At 69.5% G+C, this 16633-nt stretch carries 19 protein-coding genes; 11 read left to right on the forward strand and 8 right to left on the reverse strand.

Features of this window, described 5'->3' with window-relative positions; translation table 11 throughout:
- Positions 1–38: 38 nt before the first annotated feature.
- Genes ligD (ACZ5ZX_RS09030) through katG form a run of 4 tightly spaced genes read left to right on the forward strand, consistent with a single transcriptional unit; the run spans position 39 to position 4595 of the window.
- Complete coding sequence (gene ligD, locus ACZ5ZX_RS09030) at positions 39–992, forward strand: non-homologous end-joining DNA ligase (RefSeq protein WP_465501443.1); 954 nt, start codon at positions 39–41, stop codon at positions 990–992.
- On the forward strand, positions 989–1852 hold the full coding sequence (gene ligD / locus ACZ5ZX_RS09035) for a non-homologous end-joining DNA ligase (protein ID WP_465501444.1): 864 nt from the start codon (positions 989–991) through the stop codon (positions 1850–1852). The genes ligD (ACZ5ZX_RS09030) and ligD (ACZ5ZX_RS09035) overlap by 4 nt, the downstream gene beginning before the upstream one ends.
- A gap of 59 nt (positions 1853–1911) precedes the next feature.
- On the forward strand, positions 1912–2337 hold the full coding sequence (locus tag ACZ5ZX_RS09040) for a Fur family transcriptional regulator (protein ID WP_465461097.1): 426 nt from the start codon (positions 1912–1914) through the stop codon (positions 2335–2337).
- A 23-nt stretch (positions 2338–2360) separates the two neighbouring features.
- Positions 2361–4595, forward strand: a complete 2235-nt coding sequence (gene katG, locus ACZ5ZX_RS09045; protein ID WP_465501445.1) for a catalase/peroxidase HPI — start codon at positions 2361–2363, stop codon at positions 4593–4595.
- Between the two features lie 52 nt (positions 4596–4647).
- Here katG and ACZ5ZX_RS09050 read toward each other — a convergent pair whose 3' ends face one another.
- Entirely contained in the window at positions 4648–5439 is a 792-nt protein-coding gene (locus tag ACZ5ZX_RS09050; RefSeq protein WP_465501446.1) for an ANTAR domain-containing protein, read from the reverse strand.
- A 15-nt stretch (positions 5440–5454) separates the two neighbouring features.
- Positions 5455–5832 (reverse strand): VOC family protein, encoded by a 378-nt coding sequence (locus ACZ5ZX_RS09055; protein WP_465501447.1) that lies wholly within the window; start codon positions 5830–5832, stop codon positions 5455–5457.
- Between the two features lie 78 nt (positions 5833–5910).
- Here ACZ5ZX_RS09055 and ACZ5ZX_RS09060 point away from each other — a divergent pair, with 78 nt between their 5' ends.
- Complete coding sequence (locus ACZ5ZX_RS09060; RefSeq protein WP_465501448.1) at positions 5911–6252, forward strand: STAS domain-containing protein; 342 nt, start codon at positions 5911–5913, stop codon at positions 6250–6252.
- A 5-nt stretch (positions 6253–6257) separates the two neighbouring features.
- Here ACZ5ZX_RS09060 and ACZ5ZX_RS09065 read toward each other — a convergent pair whose 3' ends face one another.
- On the reverse strand, positions 6258–6590 hold the full coding sequence (locus tag ACZ5ZX_RS09065) for a plasmid stabilization protein (protein ID WP_465501449.1): 333 nt from the start codon (positions 6588–6590) through the stop codon (positions 6258–6260).
- A 211-nt stretch (positions 6591–6801) separates the two neighbouring features.
- Between ACZ5ZX_RS09065 and ACZ5ZX_RS09070 the strand changes: the two genes are divergently transcribed.
- Positions 6802–7665 (forward strand): SigB/SigF/SigG family RNA polymerase sigma factor, encoded by an 864-nt coding sequence (locus ACZ5ZX_RS09070; RefSeq protein WP_465501450.1) that lies wholly within the window; start codon positions 6802–6804, stop codon positions 7663–7665.
- 46 nt (positions 7666–7711) lie between these two features.
- Here the strand turns inward: ACZ5ZX_RS09070 and ACZ5ZX_RS09075 are convergent, their stop codons facing one another.
- Positions 7712–8149: a DUF6292 family protein gene (locus ACZ5ZX_RS09075; protein ID WP_465501451.1), complete on the reverse strand. Its 438-nt coding sequence runs from the start codon at positions 8147–8149 to the stop codon at positions 7712–7714.
- A gap of 66 nt (positions 8150–8215) precedes the next feature.
- A complete protein-coding gene (locus ACZ5ZX_RS09080; protein WP_465501452.1) occupies positions 8216–8656 on the reverse strand; it encodes an Hsp20/alpha crystallin family protein in 441 nt (146 codons plus the stop codon).
- A gap of 106 nt (positions 8657–8762) precedes the next feature.
- Between ACZ5ZX_RS09080 and ACZ5ZX_RS09085 the strand changes: the two genes are divergently transcribed.
- A complete protein-coding gene (locus ACZ5ZX_RS09085; protein ID WP_465501453.1) occupies positions 8763–9377 on the forward strand; it encodes an HSP18 transcriptional regulator in 615 nt (204 codons plus the stop codon).
- Between the two features lie 121 nt (positions 9378–9498).
- On the forward strand, positions 9499–10335 hold the full coding sequence (locus ACZ5ZX_RS09090) for a DUF4097 family beta strand repeat-containing protein (RefSeq protein WP_465501454.1): 837 nt from the start codon (positions 9499–9501) through the stop codon (positions 10333–10335).
- Positions 10336–10553: 218 nt separating this feature from the next.
- Here the strand turns inward: ACZ5ZX_RS09090 and ACZ5ZX_RS09095 are convergent, their stop codons facing one another.
- Positions 10554–10679 (reverse strand): hypothetical protein, encoded by a 126-nt coding sequence (locus ACZ5ZX_RS09095; protein ID WP_007031507.1) that lies wholly within the window; start codon positions 10677–10679, stop codon positions 10554–10556.
- Between the two features lie 80 nt (positions 10680–10759).
- Complete coding sequence (locus ACZ5ZX_RS09100; protein WP_465501455.1) at positions 10760–11509, reverse strand: nucleotidyltransferase domain-containing protein; 750 nt, start codon at positions 11507–11509, stop codon at positions 10760–10762.
- Between the two features lie 109 nt (positions 11510–11618).
- On the opposite strand from ACZ5ZX_RS09100, the gene ACZ5ZX_RS09105 reads away from it, so the two are divergent.
- The gene (locus ACZ5ZX_RS09105; RefSeq protein ID WP_465501456.1) at positions 11619–12095 is read left to right on the forward strand and encodes a TspO/MBR family protein; all 477 of its coding nucleotides are present in this window, start codon (positions 11619–11621) and stop codon (positions 12093–12095) included.
- Here ACZ5ZX_RS09105 and ACZ5ZX_RS09110 read toward each other — a convergent pair.
- Positions 12088–13404 (reverse strand): type VII secretion protein EccE, encoded by a 1317-nt coding sequence (locus ACZ5ZX_RS09110; RefSeq protein ID WP_465501457.1) that lies wholly within the window; start codon positions 13402–13404, stop codon positions 12088–12090. The two genes, ACZ5ZX_RS09105 and ACZ5ZX_RS09110, sit on opposite strands and share 8 nt — an antisense overlap.
- 128 nt (positions 13405–13532) lie before the next feature.
- Between ACZ5ZX_RS09110 and ACZ5ZX_RS09115 the strand changes: the two genes are divergently transcribed.
- Positions 13533–15683: a fibronectin type III domain-containing protein gene (locus ACZ5ZX_RS09115; RefSeq protein WP_465501458.1), complete on the forward strand. Its 2151-nt coding sequence runs from the start codon at positions 13533–13535 to the stop codon at positions 15681–15683.
- Entirely contained in the window at positions 15680–16633 is a 954-nt protein-coding gene (locus tag ACZ5ZX_RS09120) for an AAA family ATPase (RefSeq protein ID WP_465501459.1), read from the forward strand. Before ACZ5ZX_RS09115 ends, ACZ5ZX_RS09120 begins: the two co-directional genes overlap by 4 nt.

Raw genomic sequence — 16633 nt, forward strand, 5'->3', positions numbered from 1 at the left:
GTCCTGATCAGGGAACACCCCTGGGACGGAGGTGAACGATGGCTCGAACGAACGGCCCTGCCTGGCGCGAGCCGACCCTTGCCACGCTCACCGACCGGCGCTTCTCCGACGACGGCTGGATCTTCGAACGGAAGCTCGACGGCGTCCGGGCGATCGCCGTCCGGAACGGGGGCACCCCGACGCTTTACTCACGCAACCACAAGGTGATGGACGCGGCCTTCCCCGAGATCGTGGAGGCGCTGGCGGACCAGGGCGGGCCCCGGTTCGTCGCCGACGGCGAGATCGTCGCTTTCGATGGCGCCGCCACCAGTTTCGCGGCTCTTCAGCCCCGTATCCACCTCACCAGCCCGGAGCGTGCTCGCGCGACCGGCGTCAAGGTTCATTACTACCTGTTCGACCTGCTCCAGCACGACGAGACCGACGTGGCGGCGATGCCGCTGCGCGAGCGGAAGTCGTTGTTGCGGAAGGTGTTCGAGTTCCGGGACCCGCTACGGCTCTCGGCGCACCGGAACCGCGACGGCGAGGAATTCTTCGCGCAGGCTTGCCGAGAGGGCTGGGAAGGGCTGATCGCGAAACGCGCCGACTCGCCTTACCGATCCGGTCGCACACCCGACTGGCTCAAGTTCAAGTGCGCGCGCGGACAGGAGTTCGTCATCGGCGGCTATACCGATCCACAAGGCCGCCGTGACCGCTTCGGCGCGCTGCTGCTGGGCTACTACGACGACGTGGGCTTGCGCTACGCCGGAAAGGTCGGCACGGGTTTCGACGAGGACCTGCTGACGTTCCTGCACGGGCGGCTCAGCGAACTCGGGACGGCGGAGCCGCCGTTCGCGGACCCGGTTCGCGAGCGCGGAGTGCATTGGGTGCGCCCGGAACTGGTGGGGCAGATCGGCTTCTCCGAGTGGACGAGGGACGGCCGCCTCCGGCATCCGCGGTTCCTCGGCCTGCGCACCGACAAGAAACCGGCCGACGTGGTACGGGAGGGGCCATGATCGCTCATGGGGAAAAGATGTTCTATCCCGCCGACGGGCTGACCAAGGCGGACGTCGCCGGGCATTATCGAACGGTCGCCGACGTGATGCTCCCGCATCTGCGGGGCAGGCCGCTGACCCTGCGCCGGTTTCCGGACGGTATCGACGGCGAAGGGTGGTTCCAGAAGCACCCTGGCAAGCATTTCCCGGACTGGATCCGCGTCGCGAGCGTACCTCGCCAGGACGGTGGCACCGACGAATACGTGCTCTGTGAGGATGTCGACACGCTGCTGTACCTGGTCGACCAGGGCACGGTGGAGTTCCATGTCTGGCTGTCCACAGTGGACGAACCCAGCCGGCCTGACCGGCTCGTCCTCGACCTCGACCCACCGGACGGCACCCCGGTGGCAGCCCTGCGCGAGACCGCTCGCCGGATCCGTGACCGTTTCATCGAGTCGGGGCTGACGGCGTTCGTCCAGACCACGGGTGGCCGCGGCTTCCATGTGGTCGCGCCGCTCGACGCCGGATCCGACACCGGCACCGTGCTGACCCTGTCGCGCCGGATCGCCGACAGCGTCGCCGAAGCCGACCCCGAACGACTCACCACCGCCCAGCGCAAGGACAAAAGAGGCGAACGGATCTTCCTCGACGCCAACCGGAACGGCTACGCGCAGACGTTCGTCGCGCCGTATTCACTCCGGGCGAGGCCGGGCGCGGCGGTGGCCACCCCGATCGAGTGGCGAGAACTCGGCAAGGCGTCGCCGGACGGCTGGGACCCGGCGAAACTCCGTCGGCGACTGTCCCGTAAGGACGATCCGTGGCGGGATATCGGCGACCATCCCGGCTCGGCGGAGGACGCGCTCGCGGAACTCGGCCCGTGACGGGTGAATCGCCCGCCCTGATTTGACCGATTCCAGACAAGCTCTTATCGTCCTTGGTGATGTCGGACTTCGAGGCACAGCTGCGGGCCGTCTCGTTGCGCGTGACCCGGCCGAGGCTGGCCGTGCTCGCCGCGCTGCGTGATCATCCGCATGTCGACACCGAAACGGTGATCGCACTGGTGCGGGCCGAACTTCCCACGGTCTCGCACCAGGCGGTGTACGACGTCCTGCGAGCGCTCACCGAGACCGGCTTGGTCCGGCGTATCCAGCCGGCCGGCGCGCTCGCCCGCTATGAGACCCGGGTGGGGGACAACCACCACCACGTCGTGTGCCGTTCCTGCGGCGCGATCGAGGACGTCGATTGCGCCGTCGGCCACGCCCCCTGTCTGACCGCCTCGGACGGCCACGGTTTCGTGGTCGACGAGGCGGAGGTCGTCTACTGGGGCCTGTGCCCCGGCTGCGCGGCCGAACCCATCCAGCGATGATTCGCCTGCTCGGAAGGAAGTAAATGAGCGACACCCCGGACAAGGGCTGCCCGGTGGCCCACGACTCCGTGACCGCGCACGGAAGCGAGAGCGAGAACCCGGCGATCGACTCGCCGACGCCGAAGTCGGGCGGCCGTCCGCGCACCAACAAGGACTGGTGGCCCAACCAGCTCGACCTCTCGGTGCTGCACGTCCATTCCTCGAAGGCCAACCCGCTCGGCGAGAACTTCAGCTATGCCAAGGAGTTCGCCAAGCTCGACGTCGAGGCCCTCAAACGCGACATCACCGAGGTGCTCACCACCTCGCAGGACTGGTGGCCCGCCGACTTCGGCCACTACGGCGGCCTGATGATCCGGATGAGCTGGCACGCCGCGGGTACCTATCGCATCCACGACGGCCGTGGCGGGGCCGGTGACGGCGCTCAGCGGTTCGCCCCGCTCAACAGCTGGCCCGACAACGCCAACCTCGACAAGGCGCGACGGCTGCTGTGGCCGGTCAAGGAGAAGTACGGCCAGCAGATCTCGTGGGCCGACCTGCTCGTGCTCGCGGGCAACGTCGCCTTGGAGTCGATGGGCTTCAAGACGTTCGGCTTCGGTTTCGGCCGCGAGGACACCTGGGAGCCCGAGGAGATCTTCTGGGGTCCGGAAGACACCTGGCTGGGTGACGAGCGTTATGCCGGCGACGCGGAGATGGTGCCCGACGTCGGCGCCACCGAGATGGGCCTCATCTACGTCAACCCCGAGGGACCCCGCGGTAACGCGGACCCGGCGGCCGCCGCGCACTTCATCCGGGAGACCTTCGCCCGGATGGCGATGAACGACGAGGAGACCGTCGCGCTCATCGCGGGCGGCCACACCTTCGGCAAGACCCACGGCGCCGCCATCGCCGACGACCACGTCGGCCCGGAGCCCGAAGCCGCCCCGATCGAGGCGCAGGGCCTCGGCTGGCTGAGCACCCACGGCAGCGGCAAGGGCGCCGACACGATCACCAGTGGTCTCGAGGTGACGTGGACCGACAAGCCGACGCAGTGGAGCAACCGCTTCTTCGAGATCCTCTTCGGCTACGAGTGGGAGCTCACCACGAGCCCCGGTGGCGCCAAGCAGTACGTCGCCAAGGACGCCGAGGCGATCATCCCCGACGCGCACGACCCGGCCAAGAAGCACAAGCCGACCATGCTCACGACGGACTTGGCGCTGCGCGTCGACCCGACGTACGAGAAGATCTCGCGCCGCTTCCTGGAGAACCCGGACGAGTTCGCACTGGCGTTCGCCAAGGCCTGGTACAAGCTGCTGCACCGCGACATGGGCCCGGTCAGCCGTTTCCTGGGACCGTGGGTCCCCGAACCGCAGCTGTGGCAGGACCCGGTGCCGGAGGTCGACCACGAACTCGTGGGTGACGCCGACATCGCCGCGCTCAAGGCGAAGGTGCTCGAATCCGGTCTCACGGTCGCCCAGCTGGTCACCACCGCGTGGGCGGCCGCGGCGAGCTTCCGCTCCACCGACAAGCGCGGTGGCGCCAACGGTGCCCGGATCCGTCTCGCGCCCCAGCGCGACTGGGAGGTCAACGAGCCCGAGCAGCTCGCGAGTGTCCTGGAGACCCTGGAGGGCATCCAGCGCGAGTTCAACGAGGCCGGCGGCGCGAAGATCTCGCTGGCCGACCTGATCGTGCTGGCGGGTTCGGCCGCCGTCGAGAAGGCGGCGCGCGACGCGGGCACCGAGGTGACCGTGCCGTTCCACCCGGGCCGCACCGACGCCACCCAGGAGGACACCGACGTCGAGTCGTTCGCGCTGCTCGAACCGCGTGCCGACGGGTTCCGCAACTACCTGCGTTCCGGTGAGAAGCTCCAGCCGGAGGTCCTGCTCGTCGAGCGTGCCTACATGCTGGACCTGACGGCGCCCGAGATGACCGTCCTCGTCGGCGGTCTGCGCTCGCTCGGGATCAACTTCGGTGGCCGCAGGCACGGTGTCCTCACCGACCGGCCCGGTGTGCTCACCAACGACTTCTTCACCAACCTGCTCTCGCCGGGGACCCGGTGGAAGGTGTCGGAGTCCGAGGAGAACGTGTACGAGATCCGCGACGTCGCCTCGGACGAGGTGAAGTGGACCGCCACCGCGGTTGACCTCGTCTTCGGCTCCAACTCGCAGTTGCGCGCGCTCTCCGAGGTCTACGCGGGCCAGAGCGCCCGCGAGAAGTTCGCCGCCGACTTCGCCGCGGCTTGGACCAAGGTCATGGAACTCGACCGGTTCGACCTCGACTGAGTCGGAACGTCGACGGGCCCGGCCGTTCCTTCGGCCGGGCCCGTTCGCGATTTCAGCGGCCGTCGAGTTCCGTATGCCGGGCCGCGAGGGTGCTCGCGAGCTCGGCGAGTTTGACGTTGAGCTCCTGCGAGGTGCGGCGCAGCAGGTCGAAGGCCTCGTCGGCGGTCAGCCCGCGCCGGTGCATCAGTATCCCCTTGGCCTGGCCGATGACGTCGCGGGATTCGATGGCACGCCGCAGATGGCGCGCCTCCAGATCCGCCCGGCTCACGGCGTTGGTGCCTGCCAGCGCGAGTGAACCGTGCGTGGCGAGCAGCAGCGCGGTGTCCTGGGCGACCGGGCCGAGGGCGTCCGGGCGGCGGCTGTAGATGTTCAACGCGCCGGGAAGCCGGGGAGGCGTCGCCTCGGGCAGCAGCACGGTCGACAGGATCGCGGTGAAACCGTGCCGCACGGCGGCCTGGGAGAAGTCCGGCCACCTCGTCTCGTGCGCCAGGTCGTCGCTACGGACGTGGCCGGGGCTTTCGCTGGCGGCGGCGTCGACGCAGGGGCCCGTTCCGGCGCGGTACTGCACCGCGTCGAGCTCCACGGCCACCTTCTCGGTCGCGACCGGCGTGTGGAAGGTCCCGTCCGGTGCCCGGAGGGTGACCGACACCAGATCCGCGCCAGGGACCACCCGGTACGCGGCGTCGATGACCTGTTGAAGGACCTGTGCCGGCGTCGAGGCGGTGAGCAGCAGGCGGGTGAGTTCGACGAACTGCTCGGACAGCGGGCCTGACACGACCTGGCCGGAGCCGTCGGTGGAAGCGAACGCGGTCTTGTCGAGCTGCCACAGTCGTTCGTCTGTCATCGGTTACCGTCCAATTCAGGGGTCGACCCGACGGCGAAGGAGACAGAACACGTTGCCTTCGGGGTCGGCGAGCACATGCCACGATTCCGAGCCGGTCTGGCCGATGTCGGCCTTACGCGCCCCCGCGGCGAGCAACCGTTCCAGTTCCGCGTCCTGATCGCGGTCGGTGGGGCTCACGTCGATGTGCAGGGGCAGTTTGCCGGGCTTCGGGTCTTCGCTGAGGCTGAGGACCAAGGTGGGTTGCGGGCCGCCGAATCCGGTGTCCGGTGGGCCGATCTCGATGTCGGCGCCCTCTTTGCCGAGTTCGACGTAGCCGAGTACCTCGCACCAGAACTCCGCCATGCGGACCGGATCGGCGCAATCGAGGACCAGTTCGGTGATGCGGCAGGCCATGGGGCGAGATTAGCAGCGGGTGTTCACCGCGCGGGCCTGACGGTTGCGGACGGGCCACGGGGCTTTTACCGTCGTGGAATGGCATTCGACACCGAGGCCGCGCAGCCCGCACCACTCGCCGTGACCGCGACGGAACATCCGCACGATGCCATCACCATCGAGGTCGCCGGCGACGTCGATGCCGCGACCAGCCCTCGTCTTCGCACCCAGATCCGTGACCTGCTGGAAAACCGGCCCAGCGCGGTGGTGATCGACATGACCGCCGTGGGTTTCTGCGACTCCTCGGGCCTGTCGGTGCTGGTCCAGACGAACCGCTACTGCACGGAGTCGGGTATCGCGCTGAGTATCAGGCCGTCGAAGGTCGTACGACGGGCCATCGAACTCACCGGCCTGTTGGCGACCTTGACGATGGCCGAGTAAGGGATTCAGCGGCCCAAGGCGTTCTGCAGTTCCTTCTTGGTCATGCTGGAGCGGCCCTTGATGTTGCGCTTCTTGGCCTCGTTGTAAAGCTGGTCCTTCGTCGGGCCGCCAGGGCCTTGGCGGTTGCCGGAGCGCTTGCCGCCACGTTTCTGCGGTGAGGTGTCCCGCGTCGAACTCTTGCTCGCGGTGCGGGATTCCCCGGACTGCGCACGGTTCTTGTTGACCGTCCGCGCGGCGATCTCCTCGGCCCGGTCAGTGCTCGCCCCACGCTTCTTCTGCGAGGACTTGATGTGCTTGTACTGCCGTTCTCGCTTGTCGCTCCAGCTCTGTTCCGGCATCACTCCTCCTTCGTCTTGACCTGCGGATACCCCCTCGGCTGACCGGCAAACCGTGACGTCACCCGCCCAGGGTGCCGCCGTGCGGGTGTTTGCCGGGCTCTTCCTCCGGGTATTACGAGGAAGACGAAGACGATGGGAGTGGATCCATGCCGGCGTTGAGCACCGGGGTGCGCCTGGGGCCCGCGCGTGTCCACATGGGACGAAGGGACCGATGAACATGCCGTCCCTGATGGAGGAACTCGTCGAACCCATTCTGCGAGAGGAACCGCCGCTGCCCGCGCCTCGCGGCCCGGCGAGCCGTCGGACGCGGCGAAGTGACGACTACTCACATTGCCGCCCCCTGTTCGACGAACTGGCGGCCTTGCCCGCCGATGACCCGCGGCGGGGGGAACTTCGCGAACGGCTCATCCTCGAACTACTGCCGATCGCCGAACACATCGCCGTGCGGTTCAGCGGCCGCGGCCAGCCGAGGGAAGATCTCGTGCAGGTGGCTCGGGTCGGGCTGCTGAAGGCCGTGGACCGGTTCGATCCCGCGCAGGGCGGGGAGTTCCTGGCCTACGCGGTGCCGACGGTGATGGGTGAAGTACGGCGCTTCTTCCGCGACACCGGCTGGGCGGTGCACGTCCCGCGCGGGATGCAGGAACTGCGCACCCGGCTGTCGCGGGGAACCACGGAACTCACCCAGATTCTCGGCCGGGCGCCGACACCCACCGAACTCGCCGGGCACCTCGACCTCGACGTCGATACCGTCCGCGAAGGCCTGCTCGCCGCGAACAGCTACCAGACGTCGTCGCTGGACCGGCCCGTCAACGACGGCGAAGGTTCGGTTCCGCTGTCCGACGTGGTGGGGGAGCTGGATTCGCGCTTCGAACTCATCGAGGATCGCCACACCGTGGTCCCGCTGCTGAACCGGCTGCCGGAACGGGAGCGGGCGATCGTCACGATGCGCTTCTTCGACGGTCTGACCCAGTCGCAGATCGCCGAGCGGATCGGCATTTCCCAGATGCACGTCTCCCGGTTGCTCACGAAGACCCTGCACGAGCTGCGCCGTCGGCTCGACGGCTCCGAGGCTTGAGCCTCGCTTATCCACGCCCGCCCGCGAACAGGTCATCCGGCCACCTCTACACCGGGCATGCGCGCCTGTCGAGAACGGTTTGGAGGTCGGCCAGACCGGACGCCGTGCGCAGCGACGGCGGTGTGAGCTGACCGAGGCCGTGGTCGTCTTCGCGCAAGGCCTTGACGAACCTCGAGATCCGCGCGGGCGGCGGGACGACGGTCTTCCCGCCGAGGTAGCGGAGGATGATCAGGTCCTCGCCGGAGTGGGTCTCGATCGCCGCGGCCCAGCCGCGGATTTCGTCCCACAGCAGGGCGACGTCGCGGTCGGGGTGGCCGGGGAGCCGCTCGTCGAGCGCGACGTAGGCCGAGACGGGGCTGTCGTGGTCGACGGTGCAGGATTCGAGGCCGACACCGAGTGCGCCGGTGACTTCGGCGAGGTATCCCCACACGGCGTCGAGGGCGGGGTGGGGGTTGCGGACCGGCATGGTGAGCGTGGCGGTCAACGAGCTGCCCTTTCCTTCCTCGGCCGTCCGGTCCGGGGCGCGGCGGCCCCGGACCGGACGGCATGCTCAGGCCTGGATCTCCTTGCGGTCGGTGTCGGCGCCGGTGATCTCGATGCGCCGGGGCTTGGCCTTCTCGGCGATCGGGATGCGCAGGGTCAGCACACCTGCCTGGTAGTCGGCCGCGATGCGCTCGGTGTCGAGGGCGTCGCCGAGGAACAGCTGACGGGAGAACACACCCAGCGGGCGTTCGGAAACCTGCATCTGCACGTCTTTGCCGGGGGTCGGCCGCCGTTCCGCCTTGACCGTCAGGACGTTGCGTTCGATGTCCAGCTCGATCGCGTCGGCGGTGACGCCGGGAAGGTCGAAGCAGACGACGAACTCTTCCCCGTCGCGGTAGGCGTCCATCGGCATCGTGGCCGGCTTGGACCACGTTCCCGGGGTAGCGGCGCCGAACATCTGCTGGGTCAGGCGGTCCAGCTCACGGAACGGGTCGGTGCGCATCAACATCGGGTTCCACCTCCTGGAGTCACTGTCTCTGGTGTCAACACGCACTACTGTTCTAACATGTCATCGAAACGATGACAACCATCGAGTCGTCGATTGGATGACAACTATGGACGCAGACCCGGCACGGATGGTGCGCACCGTGCACGACGTCGTCGCCGACGCCCGATCCGGCCCCACGGAACCGGACCGGCTGCTGGCGGCCTTGACCACGTTGCGCGCGGTGCGCGAAGAACTGGCCGCGTGGGAGCCGGAGCTGATCGCGGCCGCCAGGGCGAGCGGGACCAGCTGGACCGCGATCGCGCCCGCGCTCGGAGTCGCCAGCCGTCAGGCGGCGGAGCGCCGTTTCCTGCGGTTGCGGCCGTCGGCGACCGGGGAGAACACGGGCGAGGCCCGGGTCGACGCCGAACGTGAGCGGCGGGCGGGCGATCGCGCGGTGGCGGAGTGGGCCCGGCGTAACTCGGCCATCCTGCGGCAACTGGCCGGGCAGGCGGGCGCGCTGGACGGGTTGAACGGCCGGGCCAGGGAGAGCGCCGACAGGCTCAGCACGGCACTCGGCGAGAACGACGTGACCGGTCTCCTGGCGCCGCTGGCCGATCTGCGCGCCCATCTTCCCCGCGAGCACACCGGCTTCGCCGAACGGCTCGGGGAAATCGGCGCGCATACCGATCAGGTCCGGCGGAACGCCGTCGACAGCCGGCGGGATCGCCAGTCCTCGCCGTGAGTCCCCGGTGTCAGTGTCGTGTCAGCCCGGTGTCAGTCCGGTCGGCGAATGTGGTCACAACGAACCGCCGCACAGGAATTCCTTGAGCGGCAAAGGGATCACACGACAAGGGGACACCGTCATGACCGTTTTCACCACGCCGGAACCGATCACCGCCACCCTGACCACCGCCGGGGCGCGGGTCCGCGTCGCCGCGAGCGAGCGATCGGACACGGTGGTGCACGTCGAGCCCGTCGACGGCACGAACAAGTCGAACGTGAAGGTCGCCGAGGGCACCAAGGTCGCCTTCTCCGACGGCGAACTTTCGATCAAGACGACCAAATCGGGCGACAAGAACGGTTCCGTCGCCATCACGATCGAGGTGCCAGCCGGTTCCAGGCTGATCCTGAACTCGGCGACCACCGACGTACACGCCGAGGGCCTGCTCGGCGACTGCGAGCTGAACACCTCGTCCGGCCGGATCCGGCTCGACCGCGTCTCCGCGCTGCGGGCGCACCTCGCCACCGGAGAGGTCGAGATCGGGCACATCGCCGGAACCGCCGACATCGAAGGCGGCTCGGCCGGGGTGCGGATCGGCGAGGTCGGCGGCGTCGTCAAGTACGAAGGCTCGACCGGAAAGGTCTGGATCGGCCACGCCTTCTCCGACGTCGAACTCGGCGGCTCCGGCGGCGGCTTCGACATCGATCACGCCGAGGGCGACGTCCTCGCCACCACAGGCGATTGCCCGATCCGGATCGGCAGGCTGACCCGCGGGCAGGCGAACCTGACGAACGCCGGAGGCGGCATCGAGGTCGGCGTCAGCGAAGGCAGCTCCGCCTTGGTGGACGCGAAGAGCACGAAGGGGACCGTGCGCAGCACCCTGCCCGTCCAGGACCACGGCCGGTTCGACGAGCAGGTGAAGATCCACGCCCGTACGCGGCTCGACGACATCGTGATCCACCCGGTCGCCGTTTCTTAAGGGCGGCTGGCGATCCCTACGCGCGTGAAGGCCCCCTTCCCTCGGCTCAGCCGAGGGAAGGGGGCCTTCACGCGCGTCCGGGCGGGACGGGTGTGACCCCGCGTCCATGAAGGAATTGGGACACTCAACGTCCCAATTCCTTCATGGACGTCGGCCTGCGCCCTGACGAAGAGGTGCGATGCCGGTAGGGGAGGGGCCTTCACGAACTTCCGTGGGACTTACTGGCAGGCTTCGCAGTCGGGGTCGTCGATGCGGCAAGCGGCGCCGTCGGTGAGCGGGAAGTCGAAGTCGTCGAGTGCGGGGACGGCCAGAGCGGTTTCTTCCGGCGTGGCGGTGGCGGACATGTCACTCCCTTGGGTAAGAACGGGTCTCATCTCTCTGTAGCGCTGAAGATCGCCGGTCATTCCGTGACGCGCGCCACAGCTCAGCTGACGGCCTGGAACAGCGCTTCCGCCTCGTCCACCGCTCGGGCGAGCACGCCGGGGTCAGGCCGCAGGCCTGCGACGATCGCGTCGATCTCGCGCAAACCCGCCCTTCGCAGCAGCCGTTTCTCGTTGGTGACCCATTCGCCGCGAGCCGCCAGTACCGCGTGCGCCGTTTCCATGGCGGCGGTGGCCAGCGCTCCCGCGACCTCCGTGGCCTGCCCTCGCGGGACGAAGGCGCCCCGGGCGTAGCGCAGTGTCAGTTCCGCTCGGCCCCGCCACATCGCCGGAGCCGTCGCGCGTAACGCGTCCGGGTAGCCGGGTCGCGGCAGGTCACCGCGCAGCACCCGGTTGACGGCGAGTTCGGCGACCACCAGGTAACTCGGGATACCCGCGAGGTGGAACATCAACGGCTCCCAGTGGAACCGGCCCTGCCGGGCTTCGGCGAGCTGGTGTTCGACGACGTCGAGGTCACGGTAGTGGACGTCGGCGTGCCTGCCGTCGATCGTCAGCCAGGCGCCGCCGTTGAACACCCCGCCACCCCAGGCGCCGATTTCGGAGACCTCGCCGTCCCAGCCGACGGCGCGCAGCTCCGCCGGGTCGAAGTCACCGCGGTAGTAGACGGCGAAATCCCAGTCGCTGCCGGGATCATGCGTGTTCTGTGCCCGTGAGCCGCCGAGGGTGACGGCGTGTACGGAGGGCAGCGCGGCCAGTCTGTCGGCCACGTGGGCAAGGAAGGTGTCGTCGCTCATCGCGAAAAGACCTTAGTGACGGCCACGGGGCGAACGCGACCAGTTTTGAGCGCGCGAGACCCTGTCCGCCGCCGTACGCTCGAAAACACGTCTGAGACGGGAGCCGAGGATGACCACGATCCCCCAGCGATTCCGCGCGCCACTGGCGTTCCTGCCGTTCCTGGCCGCGGTCGCGGTGGCCGCGCTCGTCGGCGGGCTGGCCGCGGCCGACGCGCGTACTGTCTACAGTGGACTTGACCTGCCGTCGTTCGCGCCGCCCGCTTGGCTGTTCGGTCCGGTGTGGACGGTCCTGTACGTCGGTATCGCGGTGTCCGGCTGGCTGTACTGGAAATCCGGCGGTGAGCGCCGGGGCCTGGTCTGGTACGTGGTGCAACTGGTCCTGAACGCCGTGTGGACCCCGCTGTTCTTCGCCGCCGGTGCGTACGGCCTCGCGGTGGCCGACATCGTCCTGCTCGACGTCGCCATCGTCGTCACCGCGCTCCACTTCCGCCGGTCTTCCCGGGTTTCGGCCGTGCTGCTGCTGCCTTATCTCGCTTGGACGTGCTACGCGACCGCGCTCAACGTCGCGATCGTCATCCTCAACTGACCCCGATCGGCAACGTGGCGGCCACCCCCCTGGCGTGCCTGCCGTCGAGCCGGTCCAGGGTGAGCCCGGCCCGGCGGGCGGCGAGTTCCAGGTCCCGCACCGCGTGGTCCACCGCGCGGTCCCCCGCGGCGGCGACCCGGATCGTCGCGCTGATCCGGGGTTCGGTCTCGGCGGCACCCCGGCGCGCGGTTACGGCGAGGGTCACCGCGGCACCCGGGGCGGCGGCGAGCAGGCGGCGCGACAGTTGTGCCGCGAGCACGGGTGACAACGAGGCCCAGCCCTCGATCCGGAACGTCGCCTGGCAGATCGGGCCGCTGTACCAGAACCGCCATTCCTCCCGGATCCGCGCCCGGCCCGCCGTGACGTGTGCCAGCGACGCGAGCGCGCCGAGGACCTCGTTCTCGGCGAGCGCCCGCACCGGCAGCCCGTCGCGACGGAGCTGCCGCCGCACGCGCCGGACCGTGTTCCCGAGTGCCTGCCGCACATCGGCGTCACGGTGGACGTCGACCGTGCGCAGCGCCTGCAGCGCGACCCAGCCGCGCGGTGGTCGCGAGCGGTCCGCGCCGGCGTGCTGGATGACCTGCGCGGCGGCGTCCAAAGCCTGTTCGCCGGGCGGCAGCAAGGTTTCCGGCGACGGCAGCTGCCGATCGCGAGCGGCGGATTTCGGTTGCAGCACCGCGGTGATCCCGTCGGCGCGGCTGACCATGAACACCGTCTCGCCGCCGATCTCGCCGGTGGTCCCTGCCGCTTCGGGCGACAACAGGCGCAGCAACGCCCGGCCGGCCTCGCCCGCGTTCCGGAGATCCCGGTCGCGGTCGCGCGTCAGGTATCCCGACGCCGAACCGAGCCATTCGTAGAGCCAGCGTCCGCGAATCCGCACCGCCGTCAGCGCCACGGTCACCACCGCCGCGGTGATCACCGCCGCCGCCAGCGGCCATGGCCGCCCCGCCACCAGGACGAGCGCGACGAGGACGAGTTGCCAGCAGACGATCTGCGGTACGCCGATACCGCCGAAGTGGCCGGGACGCCGTACCGGGGCGGGCGCGGGTGGATTCGGGTGCGGAGCCGGGGGTGGCGCGCCGTGCGCCGGAGCGGGAGCGGCCTGCCAGGGCGGCCGTTGCCCGGTCTGGCGAGCGGCCGTCAGCGCGGCGAGCGCGGCCTCACGCGCCGCGGCCCGTGCGTCGGGCGCGGCGTAGGCGAGCGGGTCCGGCAGGGTGACGGGCCGCGGTGCGGCCGGTGCCGGCCGGGGAAGCGGCGGGGGCGGCGCGGTGAACCGCCCGCCCGTCCTGGCCGCGCCGGGATCGGACATCGTCGAGCCTCCTCAAACAGTGTCCGCCTGAGCGTGCCGGGCGAACATGAGGTTTCGATGACACGCGCCGCCAAGGCCGGGACGGGCGGTTTCATCGAAATTTCATGGTCGGTCTCTAGCTTGATCGCGTGAACACCGAGGAGCAGGGCACGAAGCGGTTCAGCGTGGTGGCGCGGACCCGGGCGGCCGTGGCGCTGGTGGTCGCGGGCTGCCTGGCGCTGGTCGGCCTGGCCGTGACGGGACAGGCGTCGACCACGGACGGGCTGGAGTTCGTCCAGGTCGGTCACTGGGTCTACAACGACGCCGCCCAGTCGGCGTTCCACGTCGACGGCTCGACCAACCGCGTCGACGCGCGCGCGAGCGTGCCCGGCGCCGAACGCGACAGCCAGGTCGTGCAGGGGGACGATTCGGGTTACGTCGTCGAGCGGAACCGCATCACGGAGTTCGACAAGGCGACCTTGAGCGTGGAGGAGTCCACTCCGCCGCCCGCGCCGGAGACGCCGTTCGTGCTGGAGATCGCGGGCGGCCCGTACCTGGTCTACCGCAACGCCGGCCAGATCGTGCGGCTCGGCGACCCGACCGCGACGGTGCCCGCAGGGGGGCCACTGTCCCGGCCGGTCGCGACCGCCGACGGCACGGTGTGGGTGCACCGCGTCGACAACGGCTCCCTCTGCGAACTGCCGAAGGGCGCCGCCGTGCTGACCTGCACCGCGCATCTCCCGCAAGGACACACCGGCGGGCTCACACTGGTCGGTGACCGGCCCGTCGTGCTCGACACCACCGGCGACAGCCTCCACCGCGTCGGCCCGGGAGGGCTCGGGGAGGGCCTTCCCCTCGGCATCAAGCTTTCGCCCTCGGCGCAGGTGGCCAACAGCGCGGTCGGTGACCGGCTGGCCATCGCCGACCCGGAGCGCAACCAGCTCCACCTGATCGACATCAGCGGCCTCGACCAGGACCGCCCGTCCGCCAAACCGATTTCGGTCGAGCTGACCAAGGGCAGCCGGTTCAACGGCCCGCTCTCGTCGTCGAACGTCGTGGCCATGGTCGACGAAACCCGCGGCGAGGTGCTGACCTACGACGGCGGCGGCACGCTCAAGGCCACCACGAAGGTGCCCGGCCAGGGCACGCCACCGCGGTTGGCCAAGGGTGAGGACAACCGGATCTACGTCGACAGCTCCGACGGCTCGCACGTGCTGGTCGTCAACGGCGAGGACGGCAGGGTGCTCGACGTCGACGTCGACAAGGCCGCCAACAGCCAGACCGCGGGCGAGCCGACGGCCGATCCGGAGCCGCAGCCCGGCAACGAAGCACCGCCTCAGCAGCCGCAACAACCCCAGCAGCCCCAGCAGCCGCCGCCGAACACGAAGAAGGTGCTCCCGCCACCGGTGGCCAAGGCGACCCCGCCAGGAGCCCCGCGGAACGTGGGCGCGACCGCCGGGGACGGTTCGATCAAGGTCTCGTGGAGCCCGGCCGCCGACAACGGCGCGCGGGTCACCGGCTACCGGCTCACCTGGCCCGGCGGCTCCATGCGGGTCGGTGGATCGGCGCGTGCCGCCACCGTTTCCGGGCTGGCGAACGGAACCGCGTACGTGATCACCGTGGTCGCGGAGAATTCGGCCGGGATCGGAGCGGGTGCCAGCGCCAGGGCCACCCCGGTGCCGGCGGGCAAACCGGCAGGCGCCCCGGTGGTCACCGCGAACGCCGGTGCCGACGGGAAGGTTTCGGTGAGCTGGACCAAACCCGACCTCCGTGGCGGCACGCTGGTGCACTACCTGGTGAGCGCCACGGGCAAGGGAGAGCGCACGCTTTCGACCACGTCCACGGAATTCACCGGGATCACCGGGACGGCCACCGTCACGGTCCGCGCGGTCACGAAGTTCGGTTCGGGACCCACGCTCACCGGAGCCGCCGGCAGCAAGAAGGTCACCGTGGCGGTGGCCACGGGACCGCCGACGATCACCATCACCGGTGTACGGAGCAAGGACGGCTCGCTGCTCGTTTCCGTGAAAGCCGACGGCAAGGGCGGGTCCGCGACCTGTCAGGCGGAATTCTTGGGCACGAAGTCCGAGGCGACGGCCTGCTCCGGAGCCGCGACCCTGACCATCCAGAACGTCAACTGGATCGGCTCCATCCCGGTCTCGGCCACCATCAAGACCTCCGCGGGCACCGCGTCTGACAACTGGCAGGGAGTGCCGACGATGAACGGCGGCGCGCTGTTCTGGTTCGGCCCGCTAGCGTTGGTCGGCTTGCGCCGACGGAAGGACAAGGAAGTTCTGTGACACTCACACCCAGGGTCGCCTACGAGCAGATCGCCGAGAACGTGCAATCGGTGGTGCGCGGCAAGCCCGAAGTCGTCCGCCTCACCGTCGCGGCGCTCTTCGCCGAGGGGCATCTGCTGATGGAGGACGTGCCCGGTGTCGGGAAGACGACGATCGCGCGCTGCCTCGCCGCCAGCATCGGCGGCCGCTGGAACCGCATCCAGTTCACCCCCGACCTGCTGCCCGGCGACATCACCGGCGTGATGGTCTATCACCAGAACAACGAGCGGTTCCAGTTCCACCCCGGCGGGATCTTCGCCAACGTCGTGCTGGCCGACGAGATCAACCGCGGTACCCCGAAAACGCAGGCCGCGCTGCTGGAGGTGATGGCCGAGCGCCGGGTGACCGTCGATTCGGTCGGCCAGGCCGTGCCGCGGCCGTTCCTCGTGGTGGCCACGCAGAACCCGATCGAGCTCGAAGGCACCTACCGGCTGCCCGAAGCGCAGCTGGACCGCTTCCTCATGCGGATTTCCGTCGGCTACCCGGATCTCGAGTCCGAGATGCGGGTGGTGATGGGGGACTGCGCCGGGGTGACCCCGGACGAACTGAAGCCGGTGCTGAGCATCGGCGACGTCCAGCGGGTGATCGACGAGGTCCGGAAGTCCCATCTGGCACCGGAGATCGTCAACTACGCGGTCCGCCTCGCCGCGGCGAGCCGGTCGCATCCGGACGTCCGTTACGGCGCGAGCCCGCGCGGCAGTATCGCGCTGATCCGGGCGGCACAGGCACTCGGCGCCACCTACGGCCGCGATTTCGTCACCCCGGACGACGTCAAGGACGTCGCGCATCCGGTACTCGACCATCGTCTCGTGCTGACGCCCGACGCGGAACTCAACCAGCGGCGGACCGCCGAGATCGTCGACGAAATCCTGGGTGCGACAGCGGCTCCCATGGCCGCGATGGGGCGGTAG

This window comes from Amycolatopsis sp. NPDC033938, from assembly GCF_055575975.1.

Excerpts from the sequence above, each read along its gene's own strand:
- ligD (WP_465501443.1), top strand. The coding sequence starts at position 39 with ATGGCTCGAACGAACGGCCCTGCCTGGCGCGAGCCGACCCTTGCCACG.
- ligD (WP_465501444.1), top strand. The coding sequence starts at position 989 with ATGATCGCTCATGGGGAAAAGATGTTCTATCCCGCCGACGGGCTGACC.
- ACZ5ZX_RS09040 (WP_465461097.1), top strand. The coding sequence starts at position 1,912 with ATGTCGGACTTCGAGGCACAGCTGCGGGCCGTCTCGTTGCGCGTGACC.
- katG (WP_465501445.1), top strand. The coding sequence starts at position 2,361 with ATGAGCGACACCCCGGACAAGGGCTGCCCGGTGGCCCACGACTCCGTG.
- ACZ5ZX_RS09050 (WP_465501446.1), bottom strand. The coding sequence starts at position 5,439 with ATGACAGACGAACGACTGTGGCAGCTCGACAAGACCGCGTTCGCTTCC.
- ACZ5ZX_RS09055 (WP_465501447.1), bottom strand. The coding sequence starts at position 5,832 with ATGGCCTGCCGCATCACCGAACTGGTCCTCGATTGCGCCGATCCGGTC.
- ACZ5ZX_RS09060 (WP_465501448.1), top strand. The coding sequence starts at position 5,911 with ATGGCATTCGACACCGAGGCCGCGCAGCCCGCACCACTCGCCGTGACC.
- ACZ5ZX_RS09065 (WP_465501449.1), bottom strand. The coding sequence starts at position 6,590 with ATGCCGGAACAGAGCTGGAGCGACAAGCGAGAACGGCAGTACAAGCAC.
- ACZ5ZX_RS09070 (WP_465501450.1), top strand. The coding sequence starts at position 6,802 with ATGAACATGCCGTCCCTGATGGAGGAACTCGTCGAACCCATTCTGCGA.
- ACZ5ZX_RS09080 (WP_465501452.1), bottom strand. The coding sequence starts at position 8,656 with ATGTTGATGCGCACCGACCCGTTCCGTGAGCTGGACCGCCTGACCCAG.
- ACZ5ZX_RS09085 (WP_465501453.1), top strand. The coding sequence starts at position 8,763 with ATGGACGCAGACCCGGCACGGATGGTGCGCACCGTGCACGACGTCGTC.
- ACZ5ZX_RS09090 (WP_465501454.1), top strand. The coding sequence starts at position 9,499 with ATGACCGTTTTCACCACGCCGGAACCGATCACCGCCACCCTGACCACC.
- ACZ5ZX_RS09095 (WP_007031507.1), bottom strand. The coding sequence starts at position 10,679 with ATGTCCGCCACCGCCACGCCGGAAGAAACCGCTCTGGCCGTCCCCGCA.
- ACZ5ZX_RS09100 (WP_465501455.1), bottom strand. The coding sequence starts at position 11,509 with ATGAGCGACGACACCTTCCTTGCCCACGTGGCCGACAGACTGGCCGCG.
- ACZ5ZX_RS09105 (WP_465501456.1), top strand. The coding sequence starts at position 11,619 with ATGACCACGATCCCCCAGCGATTCCGCGCGCCACTGGCGTTCCTGCCG.
- ACZ5ZX_RS09110 (WP_465501457.1), bottom strand. The coding sequence starts at position 13,404 with ATGTCCGATCCCGGCGCGGCCAGGACGGGCGGGCGGTTCACCGCGCCG.